The 23,057-nt window shown below is 49.8% G+C and carries 18 protein-coding genes; 13 read left to right on the forward strand and 5 right to left on the reverse strand.

Translation table 11 applies throughout. The features are described 5' to 3' along the window. Together abnB and ACE41H_RS02100 are read right to left on the reverse strand one after the other, a co-directional pair. Entirely contained in the window at nucleotides 1-1,506 is a 1,506-nt protein-coding gene (abnB, locus tag ACE41H_RS02095; protein ID WP_375352988.1) for an arabinan endo-1,5-alpha-L-arabinosidase AbnB, read from the reverse strand. A gap of 219 nt (nucleotides 1,507-1,725) precedes the next feature. Continuing rightward, complete coding sequence (locus tag ACE41H_RS02100; RefSeq protein WP_375352990.1) at nucleotides 1,726-2,607, reverse strand: DMT family transporter; 882 nt, start codon at nucleotides 2,605-2,607, stop codon at nucleotides 1,726-1,728. Nucleotides 2,608-2,766: 159 nt separating this feature from the next. Between ACE41H_RS02100 and ACE41H_RS02105 the strand changes: the two genes are divergently transcribed. The 7 genes from ACE41H_RS02105 (at nucleotide 2,767) to ACE41H_RS02135 (ending at nucleotide 10,604) form a co-directional block, all read left to right on the forward strand. Further along, on the forward strand, nucleotides 2,767-3,669 hold the full coding sequence (locus tag ACE41H_RS02105; RefSeq protein WP_375352992.1) for a LysR family transcriptional regulator: 903 nt from the start codon (nucleotides 2,767-2,769) through the stop codon (nucleotides 3,667-3,669). Nucleotides 3,670-3,738: 69 nt separating this feature from the next. Beyond that, entirely contained in the window at nucleotides 3,739-4,971 is a 1,233-nt protein-coding gene (locus ACE41H_RS02110; RefSeq protein ID WP_375352994.1) for an aminopeptidase, read from the forward strand. Nucleotides 4,972-5,075: 104 nt separating this feature from the next. Continuing rightward, entirely contained in the window at nucleotides 5,076-6,110 is a 1,035-nt protein-coding gene (locus tag ACE41H_RS02115; RefSeq protein WP_375352995.1) for an agmatine deiminase family protein, read from the forward strand. 19 nt (nucleotides 6,111-6,129) lie between these two features. Further along, entirely contained in the window at nucleotides 6,130-7,005 is an 876-nt protein-coding gene (gene aguB, locus ACE41H_RS02120) for an N-carbamoylputrescine amidase (RefSeq protein ID WP_375352996.1), read from the forward strand. 248 nt (nucleotides 7,006-7,253) lie between these two features. Continuing rightward, entirely contained in the window at nucleotides 7,254-8,438 is a 1,185-nt protein-coding gene (locus ACE41H_RS02125; RefSeq protein WP_375352998.1) for an MFS transporter, read from the forward strand. A gap of 99 nt (nucleotides 8,439-8,537) precedes the next feature. After that, nucleotides 8,538-9,470, forward strand: a complete 933-nt coding sequence (locus ACE41H_RS02130) for a LysR family transcriptional regulator (RefSeq protein WP_375353000.1) — start codon at nucleotides 8,538-8,540, stop codon at nucleotides 9,468-9,470. Between the two features lie 15 nt (nucleotides 9,471-9,485). Next, on the forward strand, nucleotides 9,486-10,604 hold the full coding sequence (locus ACE41H_RS02135; protein ID WP_375353001.1) for a 5-methyltetrahydropteroyltriglutamate--homocysteine S-methyltransferase: 1,119 nt from the start codon (nucleotides 9,486-9,488) through the stop codon (nucleotides 10,602-10,604). Here the strand turns inward: ACE41H_RS02135 and ACE41H_RS02140 are convergent. Further along, nucleotides 10,601-11,524, reverse strand: a complete 924-nt coding sequence (locus tag ACE41H_RS02140; RefSeq protein WP_375353003.1) for a DNA-3-methyladenine glycosylase family protein — start codon at nucleotides 11,522-11,524, stop codon at nucleotides 10,601-10,603. The genes ACE41H_RS02135 and ACE41H_RS02140 overlap by 4 nt on opposite strands. 302 nt (nucleotides 11,525-11,826) lie before the next feature. Between ACE41H_RS02140 and ACE41H_RS02145 the strand changes: the two genes are divergently transcribed. The 3 genes from ACE41H_RS02145 to ACE41H_RS02155 all read left to right on the forward strand — a co-directional run bounded on the left by ACE41H_RS02145 (nucleotide 11,827) and on the right by ACE41H_RS02155 (nucleotide 16,679). Further along, nucleotides 11,827-13,647, forward strand: a complete 1,821-nt coding sequence (locus ACE41H_RS02145) for an assimilatory sulfite reductase (NADPH) flavoprotein subunit (protein WP_375353004.1) — start codon at nucleotides 11,827-11,829, stop codon at nucleotides 13,645-13,647. A 36-nt stretch (nucleotides 13,648-13,683) separates the two neighbouring features. Then, complete coding sequence (cysI, locus tag ACE41H_RS02150; RefSeq protein ID WP_375353006.1) at nucleotides 13,684-15,411, forward strand: assimilatory sulfite reductase (NADPH) hemoprotein subunit; 1,728 nt, start codon at nucleotides 13,684-13,686, stop codon at nucleotides 15,409-15,411. Between the two features lie 194 nt (nucleotides 15,412-15,605). Continuing rightward, the gene (locus ACE41H_RS02155) at nucleotides 15,606-16,679 is read left to right on the forward strand and encodes a glycosyltransferase (protein WP_375353008.1); all 1,074 of its coding nucleotides are present in this window, start codon (nucleotides 15,606-15,608) and stop codon (nucleotides 16,677-16,679) included. Here the strand turns inward: ACE41H_RS02155 and ACE41H_RS02160 are convergent. Both ACE41H_RS02160 and ACE41H_RS02165 read right to left on the reverse strand, forming a co-directional pair. Continuing rightward, nucleotides 16,676-17,971, reverse strand: coding sequence for a DUF6395 domain-containing protein (locus tag ACE41H_RS02160; RefSeq protein ID WP_375353009.1), 1,296 nt, complete (start codon nucleotides 17,969-17,971; stop codon nucleotides 16,676-16,678). The genes ACE41H_RS02155 and ACE41H_RS02160 overlap by 4 nt on opposite strands. An 18-nt stretch (nucleotides 17,972-17,989) precedes the next feature. Then, on the reverse strand, nucleotides 17,990-18,775 hold the full coding sequence (locus ACE41H_RS02165; protein WP_375353010.1) for a polysaccharide deacetylase family protein: 786 nt from the start codon (nucleotides 18,773-18,775) through the stop codon (nucleotides 17,990-17,992). 192 nt (nucleotides 18,776-18,967) lie between these two features. Here ACE41H_RS02165 and ACE41H_RS02170 point away from each other — a divergent pair, with 192 nt between their 5' ends. The 3 genes from ACE41H_RS02170 (at nucleotide 18,968) to ACE41H_RS02180 (ending at nucleotide 23,046) form a co-directional block, all read left to right on the forward strand. After that, complete coding sequence (locus ACE41H_RS02170) at nucleotides 18,968-20,293, forward strand: nucleotide sugar dehydrogenase (protein WP_375353011.1); 1,326 nt, start codon at nucleotides 18,968-18,970, stop codon at nucleotides 20,291-20,293. A gap of 105 nt (nucleotides 20,294-20,398) precedes the next feature. Beyond that, nucleotides 20,399-21,745: a phenylacetate--CoA ligase family protein gene (locus ACE41H_RS02175; protein ID WP_375353012.1), complete on the forward strand. Its 1,347-nt coding sequence runs from the start codon at nucleotides 20,399-20,401 to the stop codon at nucleotides 21,743-21,745. 35 nt (nucleotides 21,746-21,780) lie between these two features. Next, nucleotides 21,781-23,046: a phenylacetate--CoA ligase family protein gene (locus tag ACE41H_RS02180; protein WP_375353014.1), complete on the forward strand. Its 1,266-nt coding sequence runs from the start codon at nucleotides 21,781-21,783 to the stop codon at nucleotides 23,044-23,046. The last annotated feature ends 11 nt before the right edge of the window (nucleotides 23,047-23,057 follow it).

Here is a 23,057-nt window from a genome sequence, read left to right on the forward strand (position 1 = left end):
TTACTCAGCAGTACGACTTCCCCAGACAGCTGTACCGTCTCCAGACAGGGCCGAGAAGGTCATGACGTAGCTTTGGGCACCGTTATCCCATTGGCGCAGGAGTTTTCCTTTGTAGGTTGTCCCGTTCAGCGTAAGGGTTATATCGTTCTTGCCGTTCTTTTTCCATGTTCCTGATACAGCTCCTGTGATTTTACCATCCTTGTTCAGCATAATCGCTGCGGAAGCTTTGATGTCTGCCGAAATATCCTTGCCATGATTGACGTACTTGTACACTCCTGTAATATCTCTGGGAGCGACCGAACGTTCTGTTTCACCTGCATAACGATGAGGAGCAATCACCGGCCATCCGGCCTCATTCATCATGACTTTATGCACGCGGACCTGATGCTCTTCACCGCGTCCGGGGAAGCGGGTATGGAAGAAGATGAACGTTTCGCCGCTCTTCGGGTCAACATATACAGAATTATGACCTGGGGACACATAACCCTGATCTGTATATTTTTCCCCATCCAGTGCGGAAAATTTGAAGTTGCCCATGAGCTTGCTTCCATACGGCGCAATGGATGCATCGTCGAATAAAGTGCCGTCTGCACCTTTGGCGTTGATCATATCTTTGCCTGCCGTATCTACATAAGGGCCATCCGGGCTTTTGGAACGCGCAACCCTGATGTTATAGCCCCCGACTGCATCCAGTCCGCCAAAGGACAAGTACAAATAATAGTAGTCAGTTTGCGGATTATACACGATATAGGGAGCTTCGATGCGGCTGTGGTTGCCGCCAAGCAGCTTTTTGCCATAACCTTGCCCAGGCAGCGGCTTGCCGGTCTGCGGGTCCATTTCCATAATAAAAATGCCGCCCGAATACGACCCGTACACCATCCACAGCTTGCCATTCTTATCGAAGAACACGTCCGGATCGACGACATTCGGGTGAATGGTCGCATCATAAATGGTCCCGTCTTCACTGATTTCGTCCCACATCCCGGATTTTAAAATAATGCCCGTATCCTTGTAGGGGCCTTCCGGACGATCGGCAACTGCAATGCCCATGGCGGATCGTGGGGAATCTCCCTTGCAGGCGTTGTAATACATATAGTATTTTCCGTCCGCCAGCTGAATGACGTCAGCAGCCCATAATGTGCTGCTTTGCGCCCACTCGAAGGTTTCACGAAGCTCCTCGAATACATTGGGGATGAGCGGGTTATTGTTGTCTACGACGGTGGAGATTTGCTGCCAATGCATAAGGTCCCTGGTTTTGGCGGAGGCCAGATGAGAGCCGAAGACGTAAAAGGCATCACCGCTTTTAATGACAGAAGGATCATGAACAGTGACCTCGGAAAAAGAGGGGATCACATCGGATTTTTTGTGAACGCTTTCAATGGTGGACGCTGAATCAGCAGCCGTTAGAACAGCAGGGGAGGCAGAGGCAGCTCCATTGACGATACTGCTGCCAGCCGCAGTCAGGCAGGATAACAAAAGCAAAGCTGTTTTTTTACTTTGTTTCATTACAAACCATCCCTCCGTATGTAGGTTTATATACAAATATATTTACGAATTAACATTATTATAATCCATTCAAAGAAGCAACTGTTTTTTTCCATTTACAGGATAACCCTCCATTGGAGACACAGTTCTTCAGGCTGATGATATATCCTATAAGGTCAAGCAAACAGCGCGCACCGAACTTCTATCGGTGCGCGCTGTTTGGTTTATTTGTTTCAACCTTCAACCTGTATGAACCTGCGCTGGAGCGCCGGCTGAACTTGCCCGCTGATTTGCGATGAACACGCCCACCAGGATGAGCCCGGCACCAACATAACCCTGCGCCCCCATGATCTCATTCAGGAAGGCAAAAGCGAATATAGCCGAGAATACCGGCTCAAGGGAGAACAGAAAGCCTACACTTTCAGGCGTGGTATGCTTCTGTGCAATAGATTGCATGACAAAACCATACGCACTGCAAACCAGGGCCAGGCCGAGCACGGCGACCCAATGAACGGAGGTGGCAGGCAGCACGGGGTGTTCGAAAATCAGCATTCCGACCAAACCGAACAGCGCCGCAAATCCAAGCTGATAGATGCCCAATTGCAGCGAATCCACCTCACGCACAAACCGGTTTGAAACGATAATATGAATAGCATACAGCAGCGCGGCGGCCAAACAATAAACGGAGCCGATATCCAAAGCAAACCGGTCGCTGCTTGTCAGCAATAACAGCCCGGCCGATACGACGATCACACCGAGGACAATTTTGTGGTTGGGCAGCTTGCGGGTGATGAAGGCCAGCAGGATGGGGACCATGATCACCGTAGTGCTGGTCAGGAACCCTGCGGAGGAAGCGGCCGTGCTTTGCAGCCCATACAGCAAGCCGGTAAAAAGGCCGCATAATAGAGCGCCAGAAACGGCGCTGTACTTCAATGTCTTCGCATCAACCTTCCTTATTTTCGGGAAAAAGACAAGAGCAGTCACAAGGAAAGCAATTCCACACCGGAGCGCAGTCATGTTAAATGGAGGAATTCCCTGCACGCCCAGCTTCATCAATAAATACGATAACCCCCAGACCAAAGATACCGTTGCTAAAATCCAATTCGCTTTCTTCTGAGTCATGATGTCCACCTTTTACTAAAATAATTGCAGCGTCTAAAATACAGTGTCTAAATGCAGCGTCTTTATAAGCGGCTTGAATCCCATCTTAGCCAAAGGTAGTATATAAGAGAAGTGAATATATATGATTCTGAATATTACATATTCTTATGAGGGTGTCTGATGAAAAGATCAAAATACGAGGTGTTCGTAAAAGTGGTGGAGTTCGGCAGCCTGTCGCGTGCGGCGGAGTATTGCAACTATTCCCAATCGGCGGTCAGCCAAATTATTAGCTCCTTGGAAACCGAGCTTGGCATCAAGCTGCTGAACCGCAGCCATGCGGGGGTCTGGCTTACATCAGATGGTGAACAGCTCCTGCCTTATATTCGGAATTTAAGCAGTGCTCATCATGAGCTGTCTGATAAAGTGTTTGAGCTGCTGGGCATCGAAAGCGGCTTGATTCGGATCGGCTCTTTTTCCAGCGTCTCCTGCCATTTGCTGCCGCCGATTCTTAAAGACTTTAAAGCTAGGCGCCCAAATATCAGGTTTGAGCTGCTGCAAGGGGATTATCGGGAAATCGAGCAGTGGATAACGGACGGGACGGTTGACCTCGGTTTTGTGGTGCAGCCTGCTTTAAAAGAGTTCGAGGTTATTCCCATTTGTGAGGACAGAATGCTGGCGGTACTCCCGGAAGGTCATACATATGCTCATCATGAGCTGGTGCCTCTGCAGCTTTTTGAACAGGAACCCGTTATACTGCTGGACGAAGGCACCAAAAAAGAAGTGCTGGAAATGTTCCGCAAGCACCATATGAAGCCGCGAATCGAATACCGCTCGGAAGATGATTACACCATCATGTCTATGGTGGAAAACGAGCTTGGCATCAGCATATTGGCTGAGCTGGTCCTGAACAGAAATCCTTACCGGATTGTCACCAAGGAAACGAGTCCCGGCTTTTCAAGAAAAATTGGCATTGCCATCAAAAATAAAAGCCAGGCGTCCATGGCTGTTCGCTGCTTCCTTGAGTATGTGATTGAGAATAAGGAGCGTTATGTTACCGGTCCTTTAAAATATTCCGCCAGCTAAGCTTTGCAAGCATGGGGATAGAAGCGTATGATGGAAAGCGACTTTACATAACAGGAGTGTGTGCAAGAAATGAAGGATTTCGACAAATTATTGGAACAATATGCCGAACTGGTCGTGAAGGTGGGGGTGAATATCCAGCCAGGACAGGTGCTGATGGTGACCTCGCCGCTCGAAACGGTAGAGTTTACGCGGCTGATCGTGCAGAAGGCATATCAGGCCGGGGCCAAGTATGTGCAGGTTGATTTTGAGGATGAACAGATTGTCCGCAGCCGTTATGAGTTTGCCGATGACGGCACTCTTGATTATTTTCCGGCCTGGAAGGGGGAAATGCTAGAGAAGTTTGCCGAAGAGGGAGGGGCTACGCTGACAATCCGTGTGCCGGATCCAGAACTCTACAAGGGCATTGATTCGCAAAAGGTCTCCCGTTCCACCAAAGCGGCAGCCCGGGCAAGACGGGCATTCGCCGATTACACACGCAACAGCAAAATAAGCTGGTGCCTGATCAAAGCGCCGACCAGAGCATGGGCCAACAAAGTATTTTCCGATATTCCAGCAGAAGAGCGGATCAGCGTCATGTGGGACACCATTTTCAAAATGAACCGTGTCGATGGCGGAAATGCGGTGCAGAATTGGCATGAGCATTTGGGACACCTCAAGGAGCTGCGGGCGAAGCTTAACGGTAAAAGATACAAAAGCCTCCATTACCGCGCTCCCGGCACGGACTTGCATATCGAGCTCGCCGAAGGGCATATCTGGCACGGAGGGGCAAGCGAGAACCAGCAAGGGACAACTGTTGTGCATAACATGCCGACAGAGGAAGTATTTACGATGCCAAAGCGGGACGGGGTAAACGGATATGTGACCAGCACTATGCCGCTGAATCTTAACGGCCAGCTCGTGGACCGTATCTGTTTTACCTTCAAGGATGGCAAAGTAACGGAATTCACGGCCGGGTCGGGAGAAGAGCATTTACAAAATCTGCTCGCCACGGACGAAGGGGCCGGTTATTTGGGCGAGGTCGCCCTGGTGCCTCATGATTCGCCAATTTCGAATTTGAACCGGATCTTCTACAATACCGGTGTTGACGAAAATGCCTCCTGTCACCTTGCTTTAGGCAGCGCTTATCCGACCAATATCGAGAATGGCACACAGATGAGCAATGAAGAGCTGCTGCGGCACGGATGCAATGTCAGCCTGATTCATACCGACTTTATGATCGGCTCCGCCGAGCTTGATATTGACGGTGAGCTGCAGGACGGAAGCATCGAGCCTGTTTTCCGTAATGGGAATTGGGTCATCTAAACGCAGATGAAGTGGATTGAGCCAAAAGCCAACTTATTGTATTATGTTGTAGGTGCCCGCACAGCGGGTGACCATATTCTATAGTAAAGCGAGCCTAAGAACCTATGAATTCAACCCCATTTAACTATACAATGCCGCCTGAATGGGCTCGGCATGAAAGAACTTTTATATCCTGGCCTGTGCGTGAATCCATGGTATATCCTGATACCCATACCGCCGTATGTGAGGGTTATGCGGAGATTGTGCGCGCCATGGCTGAATTCGAGCCAGTGACGATTGTTGTCAACCCGGAGGATATGGAAGCTGTACAAAAGTTTAATTTTGGACCACAGGCTGAGCTGCTGCCGATTGAGCATAGCGATGCCTGGCTGCGCGATAACGGACCCACCTTTGTGAAGAATGACAAGGGGGAGCTGGCCGGAATCAACTGGAAGTTCAACGCCTGGGGAGGCAAATACGCACCCTGGGACCTGGACGATCAGGTCGCGCCCCGCATTCTTGAGAAGCTGAACGTTCCCCGTACTGATGCGCCTCTTATTATGGAAGGTGGCTCTATTCACGTGGACGGTGAGGGCACATTGATTACGACGGAGGAGTGCCTCCTGAACCCGAACCGGAATCCGGAGCTGTCGAAGGCGGATATTGAAGAGTACTTGCGGAAATACACTGGGGTCAGCAAAATCATCTGGCTGAAGAGAGGTTTAAGCGGTGACGAGACGGACGGCCATGTTGACAATATCGCCTGTTTTGCTGCTCCGGGTAAGGTTCTGATCCAGGTATGCGACGATCCAGCGGACGAGAACTATGAGATTACGCGCGAAAATCTGGAGATTTTACAGCAGGAGACGGATGCTCAGGGAAGAAAGCTTGAGATTATTCCCATCCAGCAGCCGCCGCAAAGAATGCATGAAGACAGCCGTTTGACGCTCAGCTACATTAACTTTTACTTCGTTAACGGTGGCATTATTCTGCCTGTCTTCGGCGGTGACGCGGAAGAGACGGACCGGCAGGCGGCGCAGCGGTTGTCCGAGGCATTTCCTGACCGGGAAATCCGCACCGTGGACGGCATGGCTGTCATTAAAGAGGGCGGAAATGTGCATTGCACCACCCAGCAAATGCCAGCGGCCGGAACTGTGTAACTTAGAGGAGGATAAGCGCTTGAGAAAAGTAAAAGTGGCAGCTACACAAATGAGCTGCTCAGCCAACATTGACGAGAATATAGCGAAAGCCGATAAGCTGGTGAGAGAAGCGGCGGCGCAGGGCGCGCAGATTATTTTGCTGCAGGAGCTGTTTGAAACTCCGTATTTCTGCCAGAAGGAGAAGTCCGATTACTTTGCGCTGGCTACGGAGCTGGAGGCCAACAAAGCGATCAGCCATTTCAGAAAGGTCGCCAAGGAATTACAAGTGGTGCTGCCGATCAGCTTTTATGAGAAGAAAAACTATGCGCGTTACAACTCTCTGGCCGTCATTGATGCCGACGGAGAAGTGCTGGGCAAGTACCGTAAAAGTCATATCCCTGACGGGCCGGGCTATGAGGAGAAGTTTTATTTTAACCCTGGCGATACCGGCTTCAAGGTTTGGAATACGCGTTATGCCAAAATCGGGGTAGGTATCTGCTGGGACCAATGGTATCCGGAAGCCGCTAGAGTTATGACCCTGATGGGAGCAGAAATTTTGTTTTACCCGACAGCTATCGGTTCCGAGCCGCAAGATTCTGCCATTGATTCGAAGGATCACTGGCAGACCGTCATGCTCGGACACGCAGCGGCCAATCTGATTCCGGTGGTGGCGTCCAACCGGATTGGTGTGGAAGAGGATGATGACTCGAAAATTACGTTTTACGGTTCCTCCTTTATCGCCGGGCCGCAAGGGCAAAAGGTAACCGAAGCCGGACGGGCAGAGCAAACTGTGCTGACAGCAGAATTTGATCTGGATGAGCTGGAAACGGGACGGATCGAATGGGGGATTTTCCGGGACCGCCGCCCTGATTTGTACAAATTGATTGCCACGTATGATGGCGAACAAAATGTTTAAATGAGCTAAGGGGCTGTCCCAGCAGGTCATGAATCATGATCTGAGGGGCGGCCTCTTTTTTCTTATTGACTTGTTTGTAGCCGGGAGTAGAATGGGGAAGAAGTTACCATCGTGGCAGTTGCAGACTGTCGAAGGAGTGCATTTCCATCGTTAACCCAGTTCATCCAGTGAAACGTCCTTTTTGGCAGCGTCGGCGCGGCAAGCTTTCGGAGCAACGCAGGCAGATTCGGATTGCAACCTGGGAGGGAGTGCCCTCCACCATATTTCAGGTGCTTCTCGGCGGACCGTTCCTTACCGGGTATCTGCTCTATCTGGGAGCTAATTCAAGTCAAATCGGCTTTGTATTGGCCATGACCACATTGGTAAATATTGCACAGCTTGGTGCTGCATATGGTATACAGCGCATTCGCAGCCGCAGGACGGCCCTGATATGGTTTATTGCCGTACATCGGTTATTGTGGGCGGGAACGGGGCTGATCCCGTTTTTGTTTCCTAAGGATGTATGGGTGACCGTATATATCGTAACCTACACGGCAGCCTTCATAGGCAACGCGGTTTCAGCCATGCTGTGGACTTCCCTCATCAGTGACCTTATACCTGCCAAGGTACGAGGACGGCATTTCGGCATTCGCAATACGGTGCTGAACGCCTTGGGAAGTATCTGTCTGTTTACGGGCGGGTTATTGCTGGACCGTTATCCTGGCGGAGAAGGCTTTTTACTGCTCTTTATACCGATCTGGATTTGTGCGGTTGCTAATATCGTCATCTATTTTTTCTATCCGGATTTGCCTTTTGAACGATCAAAGGAAACCGCTTTCCTCCCCATGGTCCGCAAGCCCTTGCAGGACGCCGGGTTTATGAGAGCTGCTGGTTTTCTTGCTGGCTGGCTGCTCATGCAGACGCTGATCGTACCGCTTTATTCCTATGTCATGCTTGAGCTAATGCGGCTGAGCTACAGCACCGTTTCTTCCTTAACGGTGATCCAGACCATTGCCATGATGATCAGCTTTTATGTGTGGGGCAACCTGAACGCCCGCTATAGCAACAAAAAGCTGCTCTTCTGGACACTGCCGTTAGTCGCAGGCTCCTGCCTGTCCTGGGGGCTGCTGTCAGTTTTACCGGCGCTGCCTGTCCTGGTCGTTTCTCACATATTGCTTGGAGCCGGAATAGGTGGCTTCAACCAGTTGGCTTTTAACTTCACCATCGGGGATACGCCGAAGAGTGAACGGCCGATGTATGTGGCCACGTATTCGGCGTTAACAGGCCTGACCTCATTCCTGGGGCCGCTTGCAGGCGGAGCTGTTTACCAATGGATGAAAAGCTTGCCTCCGGCACTGGATTGGTTTGAATTATTCGGTTTTCCGGCATGTATTGGCGTGCTGATGCTGGTTATGGCCTTCACGTTGGGAAAACGTGTTTTGACCACAGATTGATTTCCCCTCCTTACTGGTAAGCGTAGCGTGTAACATAACTTCAACAAAAGCTCTCCAAAAGATACGAAACTAAGAAGCCAGCAGAAAGGGGGGAACGGATTGACACTACAGCAACTGCGGTATGTAATCGAAATTGCGAACTGCGGCTCCATGAGCGAGGCGGCCAAGAGGCTGTTCATTTCACAGCCAAGCCTCTCTAATGCGATCAAAGAGCTGGAGAGCGAGCTCGGGATCACCATTTTCGAGCGCACCAACCGTGGCATCAGCCTCTCCATTGAGGGGATGGAATTCCTGGGATATGCCAGACAGATGATTGAGCAGGCTGACTTTATCGAAAACCGCTACAGCGGAAAGCAGCACAGCCAAAACCGTTTTGCCGTGTCTACCCAGCATTATGCTTTTGCCGTGGATGCATTTGTGCGGCTGATGAAACAGAGCGAATTGACCGATTACAGCTTTCATTTGCGCGAAACGCAAACCTATGAAATCGTGGACGATGTCAGAACGCTGCGCAGCGATGTGGGGATTTTGTATATCAGTGAACGAAATTCCAAAGTGTTAAACAAGCTTTTCAGTGACGGAAGCTTAAAGTTCACGCCGTTATTTAATACACATCCGCATGTATTTATCCGGGCAGGCCATCCTTTAGCGGGCAGGAAGAGCATCGCGCTTGAGGATATTTCGTCTTATCCATTTATCAGCTTTGAGCAAGGGGACAATAACTCGCTGCACTTTGCGGAGGAGATGGTGATAGCCGCCCGCATTGATAAAAGCATCAAAGTAAATGACAGGGCCACCTTATCCAATCTGCTGGCAGGCACGGACGGATATACGATAGGCACGGGTCTTCTGGCTTCGGAGCTGGAAGGAAATTCACTCATTACGATTCCGGTGGAGAATGGCGAAATGTTCACAGTCGGCTGGATCACGCATAAAGAACGAAAGCCCAGCCCGATTGCGTCAGCCTATATTGATCTGCTGAATGATTTGGTTTCCAGGCATTTCTTTAGTATCAATCACTTTTTACTTTAGTCCAGGAGGAACTATATGCCAACATCTATTACAGGGAGCAAGCGAAACACAGCGCCGTTTCGGTATGATATCGTCGGCAGCTTTCTCCGGCCTGAAAGTCTGAAAGAAGCACGCCGCCGTTTCGCAGAAGGCGAAATCACAAAGCAGCAGCTGCAAGACGTGGAAAATAAGGAAATCGCCAAGCTGGTCAGTATGGAAAAAGAGCTTGGACTGCAGGCCGTAACGGACGGCGAATTCCGCCGCTCCTGGTGGCATCTCGATTTCTTTCTCGGGATCCAAGGGACCCGGAAGATTTCGCTTAACCAGGGACCCGGACGAACAGACGCCGGGACACGGGCGGAATCCTTTCAGATTGTGGATAAAATAGCTTTTGCCCATCATCCCATGGTGGAGCATTTTAAACAGCTTCATACTCTGGCGGGAACCGCAGTGGCGAAAATGAGCATCCCCTCTCCGTCGCTGTTCCATTTCGTCCAGTATTATAACGGAAATGCAGTCTATGCCAATCAGGAGGAGCTTTACCGTGACATCATCCAAGTATACCGGTCAGCCATTCAGGCCTTCTACGAAGCGGGCTGCCGCTATCTGCAGCTGGATGACACCGCTTGGGGTACGCTGTGCAGCACAAGGCACCGGGAGCATCTGCAATCAGTTGGTATGGACCCCGACCGCCTTGCTGCCGATTATGTACGTCTGATCAATGAAAGCATCGCAGATAAGCCGCAGGATATGGTCATTGCGCTGCATGTTTGCCGCGGGAATTACCAATCCACCTGGTTTGCGGCAGGAGGGTATGAGCCTATTGCCGAGCAGCTGTTCTCGCAGGCGAAGGTCGACGCATTCTTCCTGGAGTATGACAATGAGCGTGCAGGTGATTTTCGGCCATTACGCCATATTCGCGATCAATTCGTGGTCCTTGGGCTGGTTACGACCAAGCATGGAGGACTTGAAAGCAAGCAGCAGCTCAAAGAGAGAATTGCCGAAGCCGCTCAATACGTAGATATTGACAAGCTCTGTCTTAGCCCGCAGTGCGGCTTTGCCTCGACCGAGGAGGGCAATTTGCTGACCGAGGAAGAGCAGTGGGACAAAATCCGGCTTGTAATTGAAACTGCAAATGAGGTGTGGATCAGCTAATACAGCACCCTCCACAGATAAAAGGTGGCATAAGCTTCCCAGGGCGACCAGTTGGCGGACAGCTGCAGCAGCTCCTGCCTGGTCGGCTTGCGGTCTGAGCCGAGCACCGCTTTTACAGCGTTATGCAGGCCTACGTCATCGATCGGAAAAGCCGACGGGAAGCGCAGGCACCTCATCAATACATAGTTGGCGGTCCAGGGGCCGATGCCGCGGATGGAGGTCAGCATCTGCTCCGCTTTTTTGATGCTGCCTGCGTGCAAAAGCTGCTCCTTGCTCAACTGGCCGCTTGCGATCCGGCTGGCAACTTCAATAAGATATTCGCTTTTTCTGGCGGTGAAGCTCAGACTCTGGAGTTCTTCTGCTGTTAAAGCCGCAATGCGGTGGGGGGCGGGGAAAATCTGATATGGCTGCCCTCCATGCCATACGGAGCTGCCGTAAGCTTCAACGAACCGTCTTTTCAAGGTGTATGCGAATGCAAGATTGATCTGCTGCCCAATGATCCCCCAGCATACGGCTTCAAACAGATCTGGTATTCCCATAATACGCAAGCCGTAAAACGACCTGGCCGTCTGGCTCAGCAGCGCGTCCGCTTGAGCCATCTCGTAGAAAGGAGCAAGGTCCCTGTCCAGATCGAACCAGTCACGGATGTAAAATGCAATATGCTCGCGAAGTTGATTGCTAATGCCGCCTGATTTCTCCAAAAACCGGACATGCAGCCCACCGCTCTCATCCGGACCGATTTCAACCATCACGACTTCCTCTCCAGCCTGAATCGCCTTATAGACTTTGCCGTCACGTATCTCCAACATACACTCGTTGGTCGATCTGGCGAGATATTTCAGATTCTCCTCGAAGCTGAATTCGACCGGCACAGGCACAGCAATGCCATCCGGTAAATCCGTCCAATGTATTATATTCATGGGGCGCCCCATCCCTTTCCTGATGCAAACTCTTCCGTGCTTAATAACACAGAAACAAGAACATATGTTCACATCCATCTTAGTATGTCATAGCAAATTTAGCAAGCAAAATCCGCAGCGAAAGAGGGTGAATCGTTCCTCATTCCCGGTCTTTTCCTCTTTATCAGCAGAATTGATAAAACATATAAAATGAATATAATTGACCAGCATCGCCTGCTGTGATAGGTTCAATAGAGCGAAAATTAATTTGGATCAAAATACTAGGATTTCATACAACAGCAGTTTTGCGAGGTGGGATATCGTTGGAATTACAAGTAACTAACAGCCCTTTTAATCAGGAACAAGCGGAATTGCTGAATCGTGTTTTGCCTACGCTTTCACCGGTACAGCGAATCTGGCTTAGCGGATATCTTACGGCTCTTCAGGGTGCCGTGGCTCCGGCTGCGCCTGCTGATGCAGCTCCGCAGACGGCTCTCCCGGAGGTGGCAAGCATATCCAAGGAGGTCACGGTCCTATTCGGGTCCCAAACGGGCAACAGCAGCGGATTGGCGAAGAAGACGGCCAAGCTGCTTGAAGACCGCGGCTTCCAGGCAACCGTGTCCTCCATGGGGGATTTTAAGCCCAATACATTGAAAAAGCTGCAAAACCTGCTGATCATCGTCAGCACCCACGGGGAAGGTGAACCGCCGGATAATGCGATTGCCTTCCATGAATTTCTGCACAGCAAGCGAGCTCCTCAGCTGGAGGAGCTGCGTTATTCCGTGCTGGCGCTTGGCGATACCTCCTATGAGTTCTTCTGCCAGACAGGCAAAGATTTTGACAAGCGTCTGGAGGAGCTTGGTGCTAAGCGGATCGTACCGCGTGTGGACTGTGATGTCGATTTTGACGAGCCGGCAGCGGAATGGATGAACCAGGTGGTTCAGGAGCTGGGGCAGGCATCCGCATCCACAGTCACCCCCGTTTCCGCAGGCTCGGCTGACGGAAGCGGAACGGAAACGGAATATTCGCGGACCCATCCCTTCCATGCGGAGGTGCTGGAAAACCTGAATTTGAACGGCCGTGGCTCGGACCGTGAAACCCGCCACATCGAGCTGTCCCTGGAAGGATCCAATCTGCAGTATGAAGCAGGGGACAGCCTGGGCATTTATCCGGAAAACGACCCACGCCTGGTGGACGAACTGATTGATGCGATGGGCTGGGAGCCGGAGGAATCCGTCGCGCTGAAGAATGGTGACGCGCTGGCGCTGCGTGATGCGCTGCTGCGCCATTATGAAATTACGGTCTTGACCAAACCGCTGCTGGAGCAGGCGGCGCAGCTCGTTCCTGACAGCGGGATTTCCAAGCTGCTGGAACCGGGACATGAGCAGGATTTGAGAAGCTATATCGAAGGCAGAGACCTGCTGGATCTGGTGCAGGATTATAGCCTGAAAGGGATTCCTGCTTCAGCATTTACAGGAATACTGCGTAAAATACCTGCCCGCCTGTATTCAATTGCCAGCAGTCCGAAGGCTTTCCCGGATGAAGTGCATCTGACCGTGCGGACAGTGCGCTATGAATCGCAAGGACGGAATCGGTACGGCGTATGCTCCGTACAGCTTGCGGAACGCACCCAGCCCGGCGATCAGCTGCCGGTATACGTTCAGCATAATCCGAGCTTCAAGCTGCCGGAGAATCCGGATGCTCCGGTAATTATGATCGGACCGGGCACCGGCGTAGCTCCGTTCCGAGCTTTTCTCGGCGAACGTGAAGAGACAGGAGCTGCAGGGAAGACATGGCTCTTTTACGGGGATCAGCACTTCAGCACAGACTTTTTGTACCAGGTGGAATGGCAGCGCTGGCTCAAGGAGGGCGTTCTTACCCGTATGGATGTAGCGTTCTCCCGTGACACCGACCAGAAGATATATGTTCAACACCGGATGCTGGAAAAGAGCAGCGAGCTGTATCAATGGCTGCAGGAAGGCGCCTATATCTATGTCTGCGGGGATGAGAAGAAGATGGCGCATGATGTCCATGCCGCCCTTGGAACCATCCTGGAGCAGGAAGGCGGTCTGAGCCCGGAGCAAGCCTCGGAATATATGATTCGTATGCAACAGGAAAAACGTTATCAGCGGGACGTATATTAGACGACAGTCCTGATGATTACGAGAGGAGATGCAAGCATGGCACAAAATCAATTTTATCCCCCCCATGACCAGCCGCACAGTGATGTCGAGGACATCAAGCGGCGCAGCAATTATCTGCGGGGCAGCCTGACTGAGACGCTGCAGGACCCGATCACCGGGTCCATTCCCGAGGATGATAACCGGCTGATGAAGCATCACGGCAGCTATATGCAGGACGACAGGGATCTGCGGAACGAGCGGGCCAGACAGAAGCTGGAGCCAGCCTATCAGTTCATGCTGCGCGTGCGGGCGTCCGGCGGGGTGGTCACCCCTGAGCAGTGGCTGATGATGGACCGGATCGCCCATAAATACGGCAATGGCACGATCCGACTGACCACACGCCAATCGTTCCAGCTACACGGCGTATTGAAGTGGAATCTGAAAAATACGATCCGCGAAGTCAACGATGCACTGTTGAGTACGCTGGCGGCTTGCGGCGACGTGAACCGGAACGTCATGGCCAGCCCGAATCCTTATCAATCCGATATTCATGGCGAGGTGTACGAATGGGCGTGCAAGGTCAGCAATCATCTTGATCCGCGTACCAGAGCTTATCATGAAATCTGGCTGGACGGGGAGAAGGTCGTCGACAGCCGGGACGAAGGGGAGGAGCAGGAGCCGATCTACGGTCCTGTTTACCTGCCCCGCAAATTCAAAATCGGCATTGCGGTCCCGCCATCCAATGACGTGGATGTGTTCTCGCAGGATTTGGGGTTCATCGCTGTCGTGGAGGATGGTAAACTGCAGGGCTTTAATGTTACCGTAGGCGGCGGCATGGGCATGTCGCATGGTGATCCGAAAACATATCCGCAGGTGTCCAAGGTAATCGGGTTCTGTACACCTGAGCAAATGATCGAAGTCGCTGAAAAAACCGTAACGATCCAAAGAGATTATGGCGACCGGGCAGTCCGCAAGCACGCCCGTTTCAAGTATACGATTGACGACCGCGGGCTTGACTGGCTCGTACAGGAATTGAGCAGTCGTCTGGGCTGGAGTCTTGCGGAAGCGCGCCCTTATCATTTTGACAGCAATGGCGACCGGTATGGCTGGGTGAAGGGCAGCAACGGAAAATGGCATTTCACACTGTTCATCCAGAACGGCAGAATCAAGGACGAAGAGGGCTATCTGCTGATGACAGGACTGCGGGAGATTGCCAAAATCCACACCGGCGATTTCCGGCTTACCCCGAACCAGAACCTGATTATCGGCAGCATCGGCCCGAAAAAGAAGAAAAAAATCGAGAAGTTGATCAGTGAATACGGGCTCACCGACGGCATCCATTATTCTGCCCTGCGCAGAAATTCCATGGCCTGTGTCGCTCTGCCAACCTGCGGTCTGGCGATGGCTGAATCGGAACGGTATTTACCGACACTGCTCTCTAAAATCGAACCGATGCTGGAAGAGGCCGGCCTGCGGGATGAAGACATTGTGATCCGCATGACCGGCTGCCCGAACGGCTGCGCCCGTCCAATGCTGGCCGAGCTTGCCTTTATCGGGAAAGCGCCGGGCAAATACAATATGTATCTGGGCGGCGGTTTTACAGGCAACCGCTTGAACAAGCTGTATAAGGAAAACACCGGAGAGGCTGAAATTCTCGAAGAACTGCGGCTGATCATTACCCGTTATGCCAAGGAACGCCAAGAGGGCGAGCATTTTGGCGACTTTGTGATCCGGGCTGGTTATGTAGATGAAGTGCTTGACGGGCGTGAGTTCCACGTATCCTGATAGCAGAAATGAAAAAGGATATCCACGCTGATGCAGACGATGGATATCCTTTTTTTGCGTCTGTTTCGTCGGGTAACTCTGTGGTTGGACTGCAAATGAACAGGCACAAATAATCACCAGCCTACATACACAAGAAGAGGGGTGTCAGCCTAGTATTGAAATCTAATACGGATCGGATGAACGGGGGATTATGAATGAGTCAGGGCAGAATACTTTTTGTTCCGACAAATGGGAGTGGTTTGGGTCATTTGACCCGCCTGCTTGCCTTGGCAAGGAGAATCAAGAAGCTTGACGAAGCATTGGACATTATCTTTCTAAGCACAAGTCCGGCAATGCATCTGGTGATGAGAGAAGGTTTTTTAGGGTATTATCAACCTGCCAGGAGCTCATTTTCACAGGATTTCACAGCGAGACAGTGGAACGGATTGTTGTACAAACAGTTATCTGCGATATTGCAATTACATGAACCGGATATGCTGGTCTTTGATGGTGCAACTCCATACGACGGGATTGTTTCAACTTTCTCCAAACATCCATCCATGCACAAAATATGGGTCAGAAGGGAACAAAATAAGAAGGGGCCGAACAGACAGTCTCGAAATGAGGGCAGTCTGTTCGATAAAATCATCGTTCCGGGTGAAGCGGGAGTTGAATTAAGAAAGGAATCCGAACATATAAGCTACTGTGAACCCGTAATCTATTTGGATAAATCCGAACTGCTGTCCAGGGAAGCCGTACGAAAAGAATGGCGGCTGCGCCCGAACGATAAGCTGGTCTATATCCAACTGGGTGCAGGCAATATAAACGACATCCATCCGGTAATAGCAAACATAATATCCGTTTTAGACAAAAGGCAAGATGTAAGAATCGTACTCGGGGAGTCGATGATCGGAAAGAGACTGTCTTTTGAAAGCGATAATGCAATGATTCTGCGCGATTATCCCAATTCCCTCTACTTTAACGCCATTGATGTGGCCATTTCCGCTTCGGGCTATAATACCTTTCATGAGTTGATGCATTTTGGAGTACCGACCATTTTTATTCCCAATGAAAATACGAACCGGGATGATCAAGTAGGAAGAGCCATGCGCGCAGACGATTCCGGTGCGGGACTTTGTTTAATCAATCCGGGCCCGGATGATATGATGCAAGCATTGAACAAGGCTCTTGACTCAAGAATAAATCAAAAAATGAGAGCTGCTGCCGCCCGGCTTGCTGCACTGAATGGTGCTGATGAAATGGCGCGGCTGCTGCTTACTTATATTTAAAAGGATGGATGGGTGTCCAGAGCAGTCCTCAACTCGGCTGCATATTTTTGAAATTCATCGGTAGTCCGATAAGTCTCCAAATTCCAACTCTCCGCTTGCTGCTCCTCTTCGGAATTCATTACATTTAGATGTTTTGTAATTTGCTTTTCGACGAACCCGCGATACTTCTCAGGCAGCAGGTGAATGGAGGGCCGATACCATTTCTCCATCCACTTCACAGGAAGGGTATCGCCCCGGGTTCTTTTTTTCAGCTTCTTCATCACCGGGTGATGCCCGTCGTAGTGGGCAGAAATATAGGCAATGATATTTTCCGAATGGATAGGAAATTGATTCAAGGTTTTCTTGATATGAGGAAGACTGAACCATCGGTCAAGCTCGGAATAACTTGGTGTTGATTGTTCAAGAACACCATCCAGCAAGCCTTTTCTGAAGCATTTCCAGCATGTTGCACACGGCTTGTTTGCAGTACCACGCATACAGGAGCGGGCAATCGTACGATAGGCGGAGTTTTTAACGATGATTGACGTACCAACTTCGCAGATTCCCCCGGTTACCTGGTTGAAAGGCATGCCTGCCAGTTCAAAAAGCTTTCCCCATCGATTGAAGTGAAGCCTTTGCTTATAGTCGGCGAATTTAAGATGACCGACCTGATAGGCTGAGTCCATCACCGTCCCCCATGCGATACTATCCAGCCCCGCATAATCTGACAACAACAAGGCGGGGACTGCGTTCGCGATATCCACTGGAAAACCGACAGGTTCTCTTACATACTCAAGATTTGATTTAATGATAAATACATTTCTTCCTTCATTTCTCAACGTATTGCAGGCGAGTAAAGCCGCTTCCTTGTTATACATTGTTTTTTGGTGTAATGGTATGATCCTTTCCAGGAAAACAATGCAGGAATTGGCTGGCATCAGCAATAATGCGGCGGTTGAATCGACTCCACCGCTATAGGCTAAAGCCGGAACGGAAGGGTGAGGAGCCTGTCTTGGAGTTAAGTTAGGATCTACAGGCAAAATTTCTTTTTTTGTCGTACGTCTGAACAAGTCATGAAACCGCTGGCTTACTCCCTGAGGCAATAGGATACGGGGTCCTGCAAAAGGATAAATGATTAACAGGGAAGCCAATGCCAGTACATCAGGGTGGACCTTTTCGATGTCCCAATCAGGAGGCAAATGGATTTCGCACGACGTTTCTCCCATTTTCATGTCGGATCTGGGCAGGTCGTCATGCTGTAAACGAAAATGAAATTTCAGCAGTCCCTTTGTACAACGGTATTCAATTTGCATGATACCCCCCCAGCGAAATTATGATTTTTGGCCGGCATAATTCAATATCAATTGTATAAGACTTTCAGGGGATAAATCCCCTTCGCCTGCGTTAATACGTTTCACAAGCCATTGTCCTGCATGATTTAACCCTCTGTTAACCGTAAAAAATAATTCAATCCCCATGCTTTGGCCAATCTCTACGACCTTGTCATTATAAGCCCCAAAGGGAAAGCTTAATAATTTTGTTTGTTCGCCAAGCTCCTCCTGTATTCTGTTCTCTATGAGAGAAAGATCATCCAGAACTCTATGTTCATATTCGATTTCGGATTCCAATCGATTCTCGTTTTCAAGAAATTGAGGGCTGGTAAGAAGACGTTTATTCTCTCCGTAATTTGAATTGCGATGGTGATTATAAGTGTGACTATAGAAGCTGAATCCGTTTTGCTTCATTTCACGCATTTGATCCCAGCTGATTCCGCGGCCTGCATCGATTTTCTTGCCTACGATGAAATTGGTGGCTTTAACGCATCTTTGCATAAGTAATGGGTACGCGTACGTGTAGAAGCTTTTTTCACCGTCATCAAACGTGATGACGACAGCATTTGGAGGGATGCGTTTTCCTGACTTCATGAATTTGATGAAGCTTTCCATATTGATGATTTTGAATCCGTTTTGTTTCAATGCGTCCAAATGTTCGCCAAACAGACGAGGGGTTAGACAGTATGGTGAATTTAAATGGACATCCGGATCGAGATCGTGATACGTAAGTACAACTGCACAATCTCTATAATATACTTTGCCTTTCCTCTTAGATCGGGACACCGTTCAACCTCCCTTCTGTTGCTTAACTATATGCGGTTCATGAGCCGAAGAGTGTGGGAAGGACACCAGACCGCCAATAAAATCAACCGCTGCCCAATATAATGAAATACCCCTTTGACCATACTATTGCCCATACCAAAATAAACCACCCTCCATAGTTTATAGAATACGATGTAGTGAAAGGGGATGGCCATGAGCCTAAGCAATATAGACCCGGATCATTCAAACGAACAACTGATCGCCATCGTTGGCCTAGGATATGTGGGTTTGCCGTTAGCAATACTCCTGGTGCAAAAAGGCTTTAGGGTTGTTGGAATAGACACTGATCCCACAAAAATCAGCAACATGAACCAAGGAATAAGCCTTATACCGGAAATTTCCGGTGATGAAGTAAAACTATGGATAGCTGAGGGCCGCTTAACACCTACAACGGATTACGACAAAATCAAAGATGCGGATACTATCATCATTGCCGTACCTACACCGTTAGGCGAGGATCGAAATCCGGAGCTTTCCTATTTGGAGAGTGTTGGTATGGCGCTGTCTCCCCGACTAAAAAAAGGGCAGTTAATCATCCTGGAAAGCTCAAGCTTTCCGGGGACAACCAGAGACATACTGATGCCGCTTCTTGAAACCAGCGGGCTGCACATCGGGCGGGATGTTCATTTGGCCTATTCACCTGAGCGCATTGATCCTGGCAATAAGGATTATGGTCTGGAACAGGTCCCCAAACTTGTAAGTGGTCTTACTGAAGATTGTATGGATCGTGTTTTTCGGTTTTACAGTAAAGTGTTTGATCAAGTTTTCAAGGTTTCTTCTCTTGAGGTTGCGGAGCTTTCCAAACTGCTCGAAAACACCTATCGGCTCATTAACATTTCGTTTATGAATGAATTCGCGCAATTATGCGACAAGCTGCAAATTGATGTATGGGAGGTCATTAGCGCATCCAGCACGAAGCCTTATGGCTTTCAGGCTTTTTATCCGGGTCCGGGAATAGGAGGCCATTGTATACCGGTTGACCCTTTATATTTGCAGTGGAAAGCCAAACAAAGCGGCTTTCAGAGCGAGTTCATCACACTTGCTCACACTATGAATGAACAGATTTCAAGTTATATTGCGGATCAAATTAAGAAGCACTTATCGTGCGAGACAGACCTCAAAGACATAAATATCCTGATTTATGGGGTCACCTATAAAAAAGACACCTCTGATATCAGAGAATCCCCTGCTCTGTCCCTTATGCGCGTGTTACTAAAACTGGGTGCATCGATCCATTACCACGATCCCTACATCCCTGAATTTTCACTTGATGGCTGCAAATACAGCAGCGAGTCATGCACGGATGACCTCTTCGAAAAAACGGACTGTGTTCTCATCGTTACTGATCATTCCCAAATTCCTATTGAACGCATATTAGAAAAATCAAAATTTGTCTACGATACACGAAATGTAACGAAAAATGGATCAGGCAAAGCCAACGTGGTTCGATTTGGAGGGGGGAGGCCCGGGGCAATTTAATCCATTTATCGTCTCACTCTTTTATTTGGGCATATGTCGATTGTGGACTTTTTTTTAATTACTTATCATAAACGGAGTGTTAGGAGAAAAAGGGGAGGTTTGCCCATGAGATCTCAGTCCCATAAGATGACCGTTTCCATCGACCAGCATTCATCGCATTTGGAACCGTTAAGAATGTTCTTCAATCAATTGGACAACGAAGACACAACCATCGAAAAACGGTCGCGTCAGCAGCGTGATGAATATCAACTGAAAGCCATTAATTTAACGCTTGAACATGTCTGGAAAAACAATGAATTCTATAGATCAATGCTGGAGGAATCCGGATTTAAGCAGCCATCGATTGAGCATCTTGAGCAATTATCTTCTGTACCGATGCTGAACAAGAACGTCATTCGCGGGGATAAAACGAAGCTCCTGTGTGTCGATCCTAAAGAGATCGGCCAGGTCCACCTTACAAGCGGAACAACGGGAAAACCGATTTACACTTCATACACTTTAGCCGACCAGTATATTTACGATTTATTGCCCAAATATCCGGTTCTGTTTCCGGAGACGGTAACCGACGTGGGTGCCGTTGCGCTTCCATATGAGTTCGCATTGCCTGGGCTAGGGTTCCAGCGTTTGCTGCAGTTTTCGTTTGGGGCGACGGTTCTTTCCCTTGGCAAAGGCGGGTACATGGCACCTGTCGACAAATCCCTGGAGTTAATGAAGGAGTTTCAGGCGAGCGTGCTTGTGACCACCCCTTCCTATGCAGCCCTTTTGGTGGAAGAAAGCGTGCGTTTTGGTATTAAACTGGGCCAGGACATTCGTTTGCGGCGCATATTGCTGACAGGAGAAGGGTGCTCCAATACATTCCGCAGCCGGTTGGAAAAAGAGTGGGGATGCGAAGTATCGTTCTTTTACGGATCGACGGAGTGCGGCGGAATTGCGGTTGAGTGTAAGGAGCACAAAGGGTATCACGTCATGGAAGGCCATGTTAGGGTGGAAATTGTCGACCCTGTGTCAGGGAAAACGCTTGAATACAATGAAACCGGTGAAATTGTCGTTACGACACTGCTGAGGGACGGAATGCCGATGGTTCGCTATCGCAGCGGCGATATTGGTTATTTGCAAAAATCTCAGTGCGATTGCGGAATTACGATGGACATATTGCATCTTAGAGGCAGAATGGAAAGTATGCTGCATTTGAATGGTAACGATTATTCCCCGTTTTTATTGGAGCATTTCCTGATGGAAATTCCGGACATTAGCTTGTGGTACCACTTCATTATCGATCAAGGGGATTTAACCATCGAGGCTGAACCGTACCGCACATCATTAAGCAACGAACAACTGGCGGCAAAAATTCGGAAACATATGCTGGATCGCCTGGGCATTGCCTGCAAGGTTGAAATTAAACACGCGCTGCCTCGTACATTCGGCAAAGCAACGAGAATTTTCATTCGTTGAATTGTTGAGTTTAAATGAGGGGAGAGTCAATCTCAATGTCCAACACTCTTATGAACAGGGAACACAAATTTCAGGAGCTGCTGACACGTATCAAGAAAACGCCTCTTTATAGAGATAAGTTGGCAGGATATGCAACTGCAAATGTTGGGTTGGAACAAATTCTTACCCTGCCGTTAACGATGAAAGAGGATCTTCGAAAGGGCGGCGCCTTCAGCTATCTTGCTGTTAACATGAAGGAAACAGCGCAATATCACGAGTCGTTCGGGACGACGGGAGAGCCGTCGGCGTCCTGGTTTACCCAGGATGACTTGGAAACAGGGGGGAAACAGATTTTAGCATGTGGGGTTGGAATGACATCGGAGGATGTTGTGCTCATTCGGTTTCCTTATGCGATGTCGCTTCCCGCCTTTTTGTTCCAGCATGCATCCAGGCAAGCCGGCTCCCTTGTCGTGCCTGCCAGCGGCCGCACTCCGGTTACGCCTTATCCAAGAGTGCTGGAGCTTATGAAACGTCTGGGCGTTACCATTATCGCGGGTCTTCCAAGAGAGATGGAGTTGCTGGCGGAGACGGCGCGTTTACTGGGCTCGGACACCAAAACGGACTTTCCTGCCCTGCGCGCGATTTGCACTGCCGGTGAATTGATGGGTGAACCTCGCCGGGAACATATCGCAGGGCTGTGGGGAGTACCGGTATACAATCTGTATGGTTCCACTGAAACCGGCAATATCGCGGCCATGTGTGAGCATGGCATCATGCACGTCGTTGAGGAAGATTTTCTCGTTGAGGTATTAAAGGAAGACGCCTCCGCACCCGTTGCCCCGGGAGAGAGAGGGTTTGCAGCGTTGACGATGCTGTCCCATCAAGCCTCCCCATTGCTGCGCTATTTTAATGAGGACATTATCTCCATCGAGCCCTGTGATTGCTCCTGCGGCCGAAGCGGAGGCAAGCTGGTTCATTTCGGCAGGCGCAAGGAGCGGATTCGCATCGGCAGGGCAACGTTGGACAGCAAGGATATTCAGGACGCTGTATATTCATTGTTTCCCGCACCGGATGCCTGGAAGGCAGTACAACAAGTAAACGGACTTCATTTTATTTTGGATTCACATCAATCTTCAAAATGGGAGATTCATAGCATGCAGGCTCAATTGTCCAGGCTGTTGGGCGTAGCTGTAACTGTAGAGATTGCCGAGGAGAGCATTTTAATGAACCGTGAGCAGCTTGTTCGTAACGATATTTCAAAGAAGCCGGTGTATATCCAAAAGCTCGAAGCCGGCGATCCTGGTGCGGCACACTTCAACTAACTGAACATAAA

It is taken from the genome of Paenibacillus enshidis (genome assembly GCF_042136365.1).
In the GTDB taxonomy this organism is placed as follows: domain Bacteria; phylum Bacillota; class Bacilli; order Paenibacillales; family Paenibacillaceae; genus Paenibacillus; species Paenibacillus enshidis.